General features: G+C 60.9%; 4 protein-coding genes. 3 read left to right on the top strand and 1 reads right to left on the bottom strand.

The annotated features are described in order from the left end of the window. Positions 1-124: 124 nt before the first annotated feature. The 3 genes from purD (at position 125) to tspR (ending at position 4,958) form a co-directional block, all read left to right on the top strand. Entirely contained in the window at positions 125-1,420 is a 1,296-nt protein-coding gene (gene purD / locus M9827_RS01665) for a phosphoribosylamine--glycine ligase (RefSeq protein WP_122599660.1), read from the top strand. Between the two features lie 99 nt (positions 1,421-1,519). Beyond that, the gene (locus M9827_RS01660) at positions 1,520-4,297 is read left to right on the top strand and encodes a hybrid sensor histidine kinase/response regulator (RefSeq protein ID WP_250602998.1); all 2,778 of its coding nucleotides are present in this window, start codon (positions 1,520-1,522) and stop codon (positions 4,295-4,297) included. A 64-nt stretch (positions 4,298-4,361) separates the two neighbouring features. Next, positions 4,362-4,958, top strand: coding sequence for a type III secretion system genes modulator TspR (gene tspR, locus M9827_RS01655; protein ID WP_025111770.1), 597 nt, complete (start codon positions 4,362-4,364; stop codon positions 4,956-4,958). Positions 4,959-5,048: 90 nt separating this feature from the next. Here tspR and M9827_RS01650 read toward each other — a convergent pair whose 3' ends face one another. Continuing rightward, positions 5,049-12,110: a TcdA/TcdB pore-forming domain-containing protein gene (locus tag M9827_RS01650; RefSeq protein ID WP_250602997.1), complete on the bottom strand. Its 7,062-nt coding sequence runs from the start codon at positions 12,108-12,110 to the stop codon at positions 5,049-5,051. Between the last annotated feature and the right edge of the window lie 146 nt (positions 12,111-12,256).

The following is a 12,256-nucleotide window of genomic DNA, read 5'->3' as shown; positions in this document are numbered from 1 at the left end:
CGAGGCTGCGATCTTTTGATCTTGTTTTTGAAAAGCAAGATCAAAAGATCGCAGCCTTCGGCAGCTCCTACAGGGTTTGAATGCTGAGGTTTGGTAGCGCCCACAGAATTTTGAGGTTTTTGAAATGAATGTTTTGATCATTGGCAGCGGTGGCCGTGAACACGCCCTGGCCTGGAAAGTGGCTCAGGATCCGCGCGTGCAGAAGGTTTTTGTTGCGCCGGGCAACGCTGGTACGGCAATTGAAGCCAAGTGCGAGAACGTCGCCATCGACGTGCTGGCCCTTGAGCAACTGGCTGACTTCGCCGAGAAAAACGTTTCCCTGACCATCGTCGGCCCGGAAGTGCCGCTGGTTGCTGGCGTCGTTGACCTGTTCCGCTCCCGTGGTCTGGACTGCTTCGGTCCGACCGCCGGTGCCGCGCAACTGGAAGGTTCGAAAGCCTTCACCAAGGATTTCCTCGCGCGCCACAAGATCCCGACCGCCGACTACCAGAACTTCACCGAGATCGAGCCAGCCCTGGCTTATCTGCGTGAAAAAGGCGCACCGATCGTGATCAAGGCCGACGGCCTGGCCGCCGGTAAAGGCGTGATCGTTGCCATGACCCTGGCCGAAGCCGAAGACGCCGTGCGCGATATGCTCGCCGGCAATGCGTTCGGCGATGCTGGTTCGCGCGTGGTGATCGAAGAATTCCTCGACGGCGAAGAAGCCTCGTTCATCGTCATGGTCGATGGCAAAAACGTCCTGCCGATGGCCACCAGCCAGGACCACAAACGTGTTGGCGACGGCGACAGCGGCCCGAACACGGGTGGCATGGGTGCCTACTCCCCTGCCCCGGTAGTGACCGCCGACGTGCACAAGCGCGTGATGGATCTGGTGATCTGGCCGACCGTGCGCGGCATGGCTGAAGAAGGCAACGTCTACACCGGTTTCCTCTACGCCGGCCTGATGATCGACAAGGCTGGTAACCCGAAGGTGATCGAGTTCAACTGCCGCTTCGGCGATCCGGAAACCCAACCGGTGATGCTGCGTCTGCAGTCGAGCCTGGTGCTGTTGGTTGAAGCCGCTCTGGCGCAAGCGCTGGACAAGGTTGAAGCACAGTGGGATCCGCGTCCGAGCGTCGGCATCGTGCTGGCCGCTGGCGGCTACCCGGGCGATTACGCCAAAGGTGCGGCGATCAACGGTCTGGACGCAGCGGCCAGCCTGGAAGGCAAAGTCTTCCACGCCGGTACCGCATTGAAAGACGGCAACGTCGTCACCGCCGGCGGTCGCGTACTGTGCGCCACCGCGATGGGCGCAAGCGTCGGTGAAGCTCAGCAGCAAGCTTACAAGCTGGCGGCGGCCATCGACTGGGAAGGCTGCTTCTACCGCAAGGACATTGGCTACCGCGCCATTGCCCGTGAACGTGGCGAAACCCAGGAATAAGCTGTTCATCAAGTCCGGCGAGGGATACCGTTCCTCGCCGGACTGTTCCGCCGCCGCGCATCGTTATATTCTGGCATCAACCTACGAAGGGATTTCGCCGTGCGCTGGCTCAGGATTGCCATAAGCTTCACCGTCACGTTGCTGACCTTGCTCTGCATGCTCCCGGCTCAGGCCGCGCAAGGCAGTGGCTGGTCGGTATTGCTTGACGATCAGGGCAATCTGCAACTGAGCGATATCCGCTCCGCTCGCTACACCAATCAATTCAGCCCCATCGACCTTGACCGCCTCACCGCGTCAGAACCCGATGGCGCCCTGTGGCTGCGCTTCAAACTGGCGCCGGGCAAGCACGAACAAGTGCTGCGCATCTTTGCCCCCGACCTGTCACAGCTCAATCTCTACGTGCTCGACGGCGACAAGCTGATCGAGCAACGCAACACCGGCACCGACCAGCCGCAGGCCGAACGGCCGTTGCCGAGCAGCGACTTCATGTTGCCGTTGCCGCAGAGCGACAAACCCCTCGATGTCTATCTGCGCCTGGTCTCCGACCACCAGTTGCGCCCGCACGTCACCCTGCAATCGGCGGTGATGAGCGCAGCCAACCACAATCAGACGCTGATCTTCGGCTTGCTGTTCGGCTGTCTTGGCATGCTGCTGCTGCACAACCTTGTGCGCTACGCCTACTCCCGCTCGCGCAGCAGCCTGTGGCTGGCGGTCTGCGAGGGCCTTCTGGGCCTCAGTCTGTTACTGCTGCTCAATCTCGCCGGCCCGTGGCTGCCGAACTGGCATGCCGTGCAGACGCCGGGCGCCTATCTGGCGCTGCTGCTGACGGCCCCGGCCGGGCTGATGTTTGCCTATCGCTTCTTCGCCCCGCTCGGCCCGCACCCGCTGAACAAACTGTTGATTGGCGACATTTTGTTTATCGTGACCTGCAGCCTGTTGTTGCTGTTCGTCAACACCCTGCCGCTGAACATCATCACCTATGCCCTGGTGGCCCTGGCTGGCCTGAGCATGTTGTTTGTTGGGTTCTATCACTGGCAGAAGGGTTACCGCCCGGCACGCCTGTTCGTCGCCGCAATGGTGGTGTTCAACATCGGCACCTTGATCATTCTTCCCGCGTTGCTGGGGCTGACACTGGTGTCGCCGCAAGGTCTGATCATGACCTTGATGGCATTCATCTGTATCAGCGGTCTGCTGATGAGCATCGCCCTCGGTGAGCGGCAGCGCAGCATCACCGAAAGCCGTTTCAGCGTCAGCCGCGATCTCGCCGCGAGCAATGCCGAGATCAACGCCAAAGCCGAGTTCCTCGCCAAGATCAGCCACGAAATCCGCACACCGATGAACGGCGTGCTGGGCATGACCGAGCTGCTGCTGGGCACGCCGTTGTCGGTCAAACAACGTGATTACGTACAGACCATCCACAGTGCCGGTAACGAACTGCTGACATTGATCAACGAGATTCTCGACATCTCAAAGCTCGAGTCCGGGCAGATCGAACTCGATGATGTGCAGTTCGACCTCAATGCCTTGATCGACGACTGCCTGAGTATCTATCGCGCCAAGGCCGAACAACAGAACGTCGAACTGATCAGCTTCATCCAGCCGCAAGTACCGCGAGTGATCAGCGGTGACCCGACCCGCCTGCGCCAGACGCTGCTGAGCCTGCTGGAAAACGCCCTGAAGAAAACCGATGAAGGGGAAGTGCTGATCGTCGTTGCACTCGACGAACGCAGCAGCAAACCGCGTCTGCGCATTGCCGTGCAGGACAGCGGTGAACCGATGGAGCAGGAAGAGCGCGACGCGCTGATGCACGCCGAACTGCACAGCAAGCACTTCCTCTCGGCCAACCGGTTGGGCGGTAACCTCGGTCTGGTCATCGCCCGCCAACTGATCCGCTTGATGCACGGCGAATTCGGTATCAAGAGCGGCGCCAATCAGGGCAGCACCTTGTGGTTGACCTTGCCACTGGACCCCGACCGCCTCGAACACCCGACTTCCGATCTCGACAGTCCGCTGCAGGGTGCGCGGGTGCTGGTGGTCGACGATAACGACACCTGTCGTAAAGTGCTGGTCCAGCAGTGCAGTGCGTGGGGGCTGAATGTCAGCGCGGTGCCGTCAGGCAAGGAGGCTCTGGCACTCCTGCGGACCAAGGCACACCTGCGTGATTACTTTGATGTGGTGCTGCTCGATCAGAACATGCCCGGCATGACCGGTATGCAGCTCGCCGCCAAGATCAAGGAAGACCCGAGCCTCAACCACGACATCCTGTTGATCATGCTCACCGGCATCAGCAATGCGCCGAGCAAGATCATTGCGCGTAATTCGGGGATCAAACGCATTCTGGCCAAACCGGTGGCCGGCTACACGCTCAAGACCACCCTGGCGGACGAACTCAATCAGCGCAACAAAGGTCAGGTGGTGTTCCAGCCGCAAGTGCTCACCCCGGCCACGGCGGCGAAGGTGCCGAGCGATTTCCGCATCCTCGTCGCCGAAGACAACACGATTTCGACCAAAGTGATTCGCGGCATGCTCGGCAAGCTCAACCTGCAACCGGACACCGCCGCCAACGGCGAAGAAGCCCTGCAAGCGATGAAAGCGCAGCGTTACGACCTGGTGTTGATGGACTGCGAAATGCCGATCCTTGATGGCTTCTCGGCGACCCAGCAATTGCGCGCCTGGGAAGTCAGCAACCAACGCATCCGCACGCCGATCGTCGCGTTGACGGCGCACATTCTCGCCGAACACAAGGAGCGCGCGCGTCAGGCCGGGATGGACGGGCACATGTCCAAACCGGTGGAGCTGTCGCAATTGCGCGAGCTGATCGAACACTGGGTGGCCGAGCGTGATCAGCAGAACCGGACGGCGACGCCGACCTCTTGAGCCGACAGACCCCGTAGCGCCTGATAGACTCCCCCACGACTTCCCTCGCCAGTGAGCTTGCACCATGCTCCATGTGTTGTTCAGCGTTTACCTGAAGATGCTGGTGCTCTACAGCCCCTTCTTCGTGCTGTCCTGCTTTATCAGCCTGACCCGCGGTTATTCGCGCAAGGAGCAACGGCGTCTGGCCTGGAAAGTTGCGGTGGCGACGCTGGTCTCCAGCGTCTTGCTGTATCTGTTCGGGCGGGTGATTTTCGACGTGTTCGGCATCACCGTGGATGCATTCCGCATCGGCGCCGGCAGCGTATTGTTCATTTCGGCGCTGGGCATGGCGCAGGGCAAACCGGCGGTACAGGCCGACAATGTGCAGCAGGACGTCACCATCGTGCCGCTGACCATCCCCCTGACCGTCGGCCCGGGCACCATCGGAGCCTTGCTGGTAATGGGCGTTAGCCAGCCGCACTGGGACGACAAGCTCACCGCGATCATGAGTATTGCCCTGGCCAGTTTTACCGTCGGCGTGGTGCTGTACCTGTCCAATCGTATCGAGCGGATTCTGGGGGATCAGGGGTTGCAGATCGTCAGCCGTCTGATGGGATTGTTTGTCTGTGCCCTGGCGGCGCAGATCATCTTTACCGGAGTCAAAGGCTATCTGGTGCCCTGAGCCAGCGCACCGTTGAAACCGCATACCGCTTTGCCAAGGGCCGTGAATTCATTTTTCACGGCCCTTTTTGCTTCTACATCGGTTTCTGGTTCAAAGCGCAGCCTCGATCAGCTCGTTCAGACAGACCACGGCGTTAGCGCCCTGCACCTGGGCAAAACGCTGCAACCAATCGGCGAGGGTAAACGTGCAGTGGACCCGCTCATCGAGCCTGACCGTTATTTCCATTGGCGTGCCTTCCTCACCGTCTCGGGGTTCGACATTGCGCACAATCAGAGTGCGCGCACTGTCCGGGTCGGCAAACACCAGATGCCCTTCAACCCGCGACATCAACAGGTGCGCGCAGTCGGACATGTCGAGGAGCAGCAGGTTGGTGTCCCAATCTTCATCGCTCTCTGCCACCCGCGTATCGACCACGATGCAGTCCAGACGCTGCCAGGTTTCGTCAGTAATCCGATACCCGGTTTCCCGGGAACCGAAGGCCAGAATCAGCGTGTCGATGCCATCGGGTAACAATGCGCTGACATCGGTCACGTCATCGCTCAAGGACAGGGACAACACCGCGCCTTCACGCTGGGCGTGGCAGCCCGGAATCCAGACACGATCAGAATCGCCGGGGCCTGCGCTGAAGACAAGTCCGTCAACCGGGTCGAACAGCAGCGCTGCGGTGTTATGGCGCGAGCCAAGAAACGCCGGCCACTGTCCCGCGTAACGGCCGGTAACCTCAAACAAGCGATCCGTCGCCGGCAGGTAATACGTGTAGCGCGTGCCGGTATGTTCGACCGGCAGGACCTGCGCGTGAACCTGCCCCGCGAGCAAAGCCTTCAAGCGCGAACGCCACTGCTCAGCCGTCTGATCCTGCGCGTGCGACCAGCGATTTTCCACGCTGATGATCCGCGCAGGCTGCTGATCGTGCAGCTCGACATTGACTCCGTCGCGGGTTTGCCCGAGCAGTCCTTGCCCATGCGTCAACACGTTGGCAAACGACCACTGCGACCAGACCTTTGCTGCCTTGGGCAGTTGCTCGGGACTCGCACGCTGCGGTCCCGCAGCAAATGCGCCACGCAATGTCTCGATCGCAATAGTCGGCTGGCGATAGAGTCCTCCGGACGAGCCATCCAGCAACCATGCGGCCTGTTTGTCCGGCGTCAGTCCCAACGGCGTCAACTGCACTTCCGGGCCGATGTCAGACACGACGAATTGCTCATCGATGCACCACGCCACAAGAAACGCATGACCTGCGCCATTGGCCAATCCGATGAGCGGAAAAGGTTCGGACTTGTACGTTTTTGCCAGCGCAGGCAAGGCGTCCAGCCAGTCAGGATTGAGCTGCAGCCATCGCGGGCCGAGGCCGGCAAATTTCAGAATGCTCGCAGTGGGAATTCCATCCCTCCACTGTTCATCGTTGAGGCGGATGTCGACCTCGAAGAGGCGGCCATCGGTCTTGGTGGCCAAGTAGCGGCCGAGCGATTGGGTGACGTCGACCACATCGCGCTCGATGACCCGGTTGATGAACTGCCCGACCGTCGGCTCGACACCTCGGCTGATGGTCTGCGCTAGCTTGCTATAAAAAAGCAGCGCATCGCCCTCGGGATCGGCCGGCATCAACATGACCATGTCCGCCTCACTGCCCAGCCCCGCCGAAAAATAGCGGCCCGTGCGCTTGTTGATCCAGGCACGCCGGCGCAGCCCTTCAAAGTAGTAGGTGCGTGCGTAAACGAACGGCGCATACGCCCAGGAACTGAGGGCATTGGCCATGCCAGGGGTTTCATCGTTGTACGCGCCGAAGCGCGTGAAGTGATGCAAATCGCCCTGCCCGGGGCGCGCGGTGGGTTCCTCGATAAACGATGACTTGATGCCCGTCAGCACCACGGCCGAATCGCTGACGCGATACTCCAGTGTGGTTTCGGTTTCAGTTATCCGGGCGTCGATCTGCAGGCGTTGCAACATTCGCAGGCTGCCATCGGCGTCCTGGACACAACCCATGATGTGCGACCCGCTCGCGGGATTCATCAAGCGGTAGCGATGCACGACCGTGCCGGTGATCGCGTCGACACGCCAGACCGTCGCCCGTTGCGGATGGTAGAACCAGGCATGGCGGGAACTGGCGCCAGCCAATACCAGCCCCTCGTTCACCGCGCGCGGCAGATTGCGCGCGTACAACAGACGATCGCTGGTCGCGTCATACCAGGCAGTGCTCAGCACCGTCGGCGCGGCCGCCACTCGGAATTTGTACAGCGGCACCGCGTTTGCGACCAGTCGGCCTTCGCGGGCGTGCTGGCGCAGCAGCGCCAGTACTTGCGGCAGGCGGTTTTGATCATCGAGGGTAACGGACTGCAAACGCAGGCAGCGTTCCCACCAGTCGACCCGGAACAGGCCCTCGGCCAGTTCAATCCAGCCCTCGAAAACCGACAACACCACACCGTCGACCATCAGTTGGCCTTCGTCATCATTTTCTCGATCCGGGGCGACTATTGTGACCTGCTCCAGGCGAGCCCAGGTCGCCTGCACCCGCCACTTGGCAGGGCCATGAAATCTGACCGAGACGATGCCGGGTGCAAGCCTGATCCGGTATTGCCCTTCGGGGGCGCTGATTGCGTAGGAAATCCTGTTGTGCACCAGCGCTTCCAGGGTCGGCACCACCAACTGGCGTACCTGACTGTCCAGCACCACGCTGATGTCTGTCGGTTGATAGACCGGATGCAGCTTGTACAGAATGTGCGGCAGCGAAGGATTGGTGGTGAGATAGAAGCGCCGGTTTCCGTGTTGGTCATACTCCACAGCGTCCGCCATGCGCTCCGTCACTTGCGGGTAGCGGGTTTCAGCGGGGATATCGCCAGCGTCCCCGACCTCGCCGGGAAGGGGTTCGTAGGTGTATCCGCCCAGCCCCTTCAGCTGATACTCGTAACCGTAATGGCAGATCGGCGTGCACGGCAGCACCAGCGTCTCCAGCGCCTCGGTTTCGTCGCGCTCAAGATAAACGACCTCGGGCAGCCCAAGTGCCTGGCGGATATCGAGGGACAGGTGAATAGCCTTCGGGTCATCGTTGTACTGCGGCAGTTCCAGTGGCCCGCCCGTCCACGGGTAAAACTTCTGGCTGTCGAAACGCACTTCATTGGTTTGCAGGTTCAGACTGACGATGACCGCCTCTGCGGGAAATTGCAGCACGCCGTCCTTCAAGGTGCAGGCACCGCGCCGGTATGCAAGGCGGATCGCCCGCAGATGATTGCCCACCGCCGTGGCCTTGTCCCTGATCTGCCCCAGGTTGCTGGCAATCGCCGTCACCCCGATGCCGACACCCAGCAGCGGCACCGACAGAACGGCCGCCCCCGCGCCCACCACCCCGCCGGCGGCCAACGCGACCACATCCAGCCCCAATGCCGCAACGTTGAACGCCAGTGAGGTGGAGAAGCGTGAGCGCTGCTCATGGTTCTCGGCCACCGACAGGTTATGCAGGTCGAAGCCGATGTTGGCGAGGGAAAAGACCAAACCGCCACCCGTGACAGCTCGCCCCAACAGCCGCCCCGGCAGCGACGACCGCCCCAGGGCCAAGGCCCGTTCGCTGGCCACCACCTGACGCACCAGCTGAACCGTCTGCGCCGTGTCGCTCAGCACGCCAAAACCCAACTGTGCGTAACTGATATAGACCTGCACTTGCAGGGCTATCGACAAGGTTGGCACTTGCTCGCCGGCAGTCTGATAGTCGCGCTGACGCATTTCAGTGATCAGCGTCTGGATCGCGAAAGCGAAACTCAGACGACTGCCGCCGTCGGCCTCGAGCGCGGCAGTCGGCTTGCCCGCCACCGTGGTGAGCAAACGCTGAAGGTGTTTTTTAAACCGCTCAAACCGTGCATCGACGGTGTTGACCGTCAGCGATCTGGACGGATTCTGCGCATCCACCAGCGTCAGCGAATAACCCGTGTCCGGGTTTGCCTTGAGTGTCTCCAGCAGCGGCAGATAGTTGTGCCCCAGCGTCTGCTCAGCGCGGAGTTGTCGGGTTGCCTGAGCAAATTCCTGAGCCCAGTAACGCGCGTCCAACTGCGCAAGGCTCGCCCCCAGGCGCGCGTTTTCACTGAGTGAGCGGGTGCGTGCCACGGCTTGCTTTGCCCACACTGAAGCCGCCTGATGCTCGGCGATGCCTGCAGTTTGCAAAAAGCTCTCGACGCGCAACCCGGAAGACAACGTCCGCTCGGCGAGCGCAACGGTGTCCAGCTCGATCACATCAAACTGCGCGGTGTCGATATCGGTCAGGCCATACAACCTCGCCAGCGTGTTGCCGTCGTCACTTAAATAACGCGCCACGCCCTGCTTCATTTCTGCGCTTGCGGCAAATCCATAAATCGCAAAATTGGGATCATAAAAGCGATAGACCGTTTGCTCATCCACCTGCACTTTGGCAACCAGCAAAGCGTGATTGCCCGTATCGAGCAACAGGACGCCGGGGGTGGTTTTCGCCTCCAGGGTCTGTATCACGCTGTCGAGGCTGTGCTGGCCGCGAGTTTGTCCGATGGCACGCGCGGGCACCTCGCGCAGCTCATCCAGCGCGCTGAGCAATGCCCGCGAATCAACGTCTCCGGGACTCAGGCTGGCATTGGCCACACGTCCGATCAGTGCACGCTCGGCCGACGCGCCGGACGCCACAGCAGCGCCGATCAACAACGCCAACGGATAGCAACGGCGTCCCGGGTCGCCTGTGCTGCGCCTCAACAAATCCTGCGGCAGCTGCCTGACGGACACGGCGCCGGACTGCAGGAACACCTCCCGCACCTGGCCACCACGCTTGAAAATCTGCCTGTGGTATTCACGCTGCGCCGTGTGATTGATCTGGCCGATGCGCGCGCCCCACTGTTTCAGCGTCAGCGGTTCGCTCATCGCCAACGCCTTGAGCTCGCGCGAAGTGTGCGTACCCTGGATGCTCGCGCCGGCCAGCGCGGCCTCGAAGGTCGCCGATGCCTGCTGAATCAGGGCCTTTTCAAGCGCGTGGTAACGGGCGAACAAGCCGCCCTCAGCGGTTTCCCGGGCGATGTCCATAACGCTCTGCCAGACCGGGGCAAACCCGGCGGCATCGAGACTGTTTGCCCCCAACATTCCGCCGAGAATGACGCGTTGCAGCGGGCTGAGCTGCTCAACGACCAGCGAGCCATGGGCGACGCGGGTGAACAGCTCATTGAGATTGCGGGTGGACTCCGCGCCATGGGAAAGCGGAATTTCACTGACGGTCTGCGCGCGTATCTGCTCACGGCTATCGAAGCCGATGAAAATCGCTGAATTGAAGGTAATGTCGCCGCTCAACTTCTCCTGCATCGCACGCAGGAACGGCTCGCCCAGATCGTCCAGCAGTTGCTGCAACACCGAGGTCAGTAAAACCGGCTTGCCTTCAATAACCGGCCAGCCCTGCTTGAACGTCAGCGTGTGCGCTTTCAGCAGGTCCGTCATCTGACCGGCGTAGCGCGATTTGAGCTTGCCGGTTCGCCACTTCTCCCGCTCCTCCAGCAACCATTGCTCGGCCTTGCCGTCGACGGTCCAGCCGGAGATCAGCTCTTCCTCGGTGTGGGTGTTGTAGCCCTCAAGCAACTTCAAGCGCTCACGGATCTGCACATGCCGATCGGGTTGCAAGTGCTGCTCTATGTATTTGAGCAGCGCGGCAGCCGCAGCCCCCGGACCGGTCAAGGTGATGGTGCCGCGCGCTTCGAGGCGAATGCCATCGCGGTAATAGGTAAAAATCGCGTCGATCAGTTTGGAGCGGAACACATCGCCCTGCGCTTCAGGCAGTTTGCCCTGCGCCTGAGCTTCATTGACCACATTCTCGATCACATCGAACATCCGCGCCTGATCCGTCGCGTCGATGCCGGCGACTGCCGCACGCTGCTCCACTTCCAGCAGGCAGTCATAATTGAGGCGGATCATCTGCATGTACGCCAGGGTCATGGCACTGCCGGGATGGGCCAGAATGTGCGCATTCATTTCCGTCCAGTCCGGCAGGCCATAGGCCGTGCCCAAGCGCATCGCGTCCTGCGGCACCGCGTGATCTTGCGGTGCGACAAAGATCTCACTGAGCGGGTGTCGCTCGCGGGCAAACGCCGTCAATGCCTCGAGGTGTTGCGCAGGGATCTTGTCAGTACGGTCGAGATAACGCTGGCGATCGCGCCCCGGCATCAACGCTTCATTGTGGTTCAGCAGCAATTGCAAAACGCCGATGCGGCCTTCTCCTCCGACGCTGAGCATATCGACGCCGGCCAGCGTGTCGGCCAGTGGCGGCAAGTAATCCATATCGCTGTAACGGCCACCTTCCAGGTATTCGGCCTGCAAGCGCACGACATCGCTTGCCGCCGCAAAGTTGCCGCGCATGGCCACCTCGCGCTGATAGACATCCTGCAAAAAGTGCCCGGCAAATTCGTGGCTGACATCGCGCAGTTGCAGGTCCGTTGCGACCATCGCCTGATGCGTCTGCAGGCAGCGTTGGCGAAAGGCTTCGAGCGTTGCCCGATCCTTGCCGTAGGCACGCACCATCAAGTCGATACGCGCTTCGTCGGCTCGCCCCCGCCACTGCGCTTGCTGCAGATGGGCAAACATCTGCTGCTTCAACACCCGCGCACGGTCTTCGATCATCTGCGACAACTGGAAAGCCTTGCTGACCTTGTCACCACCCGACTCCAGAGCATCCACCCTGGCGCTGTCGAGGATCACCCGGTTCATTTCAAAGGCGAGCAATGCATCGCTGTCATACCAGAGGTTGAAGCGGTAACCCTGCGGCTCCAGCACCTGGCGCCAGATGTTCATATAGTCGCGCTGATTGGCCCCGACTTCACTGCCGCCCACCCAGACGAAATGCATGATTTTCGCCACGGGTCTGGCCACGCCATGGAGCATGGCGTGCGTGTCCTCCAGCCTGGCGACTGATTTGGCCAGATTCGAGCGGATCTGGCTGATGGCTTCGGAAACGGGCTGAGCCTTGCGTTGGAGCAACGACTCCAGCGCCTCCTGCAACAGCTTGGTCGACAGCAGACGTTGCGGGTCGTCAATTACTTGCCCGGCAAGTTCATAGTGCGATAGCAACGCCTTGTATTCAGCGCTGTCGGCAAACTCGCTCAGCGCCCGCTCAAGTTGCGAGAAGTCTTTGGCGGAAAGGATTTCATACTGCTTATTGGTTTTCATCGTGGCACTTCTTCAATAGCGGCTTCATTCGCCACGAAACTATTGAGCCGAAGCAGCACACTCAAACCCGAACAAACTCAAACAATGTCCAGTGAAACACCCCATAACACTCGAGGTTTGCACTTGAACCATGCGGCAATGAATTG

Origin of the sequence: Pseudomonas sp. AKS31 (genome assembly GCF_023634765.1) — a bacterium.
Taxonomy (GTDB): Bacteria; Pseudomonadota; Gammaproteobacteria; order Pseudomonadales; family Pseudomonadaceae; genus Aquipseudomonas.
This window is presented reverse-complemented; position numbering and strand designations above follow the sequence as displayed.

Bases quoted from the DNA above. Each gene is read 5' to 3' on its own strand.
- M9827_RS01650 (WP_250602997.1), bottom strand. From the start codon at position 12,110: ATGAAAACCAATAAGCAGTATGAAATCCTTTCCGCCAAAGACTTCTCG.
- tspR (WP_025111770.1), top strand. From the start codon at position 4,362: ATGCTCCATGTGTTGTTCAGCGTTTACCTGAAGATGCTGGTGCTCTAC.
- purD (WP_122599660.1), top strand. From the start codon at position 125: ATGAATGTTTTGATCATTGGCAGCGGTGGCCGTGAACACGCCCTGGCC.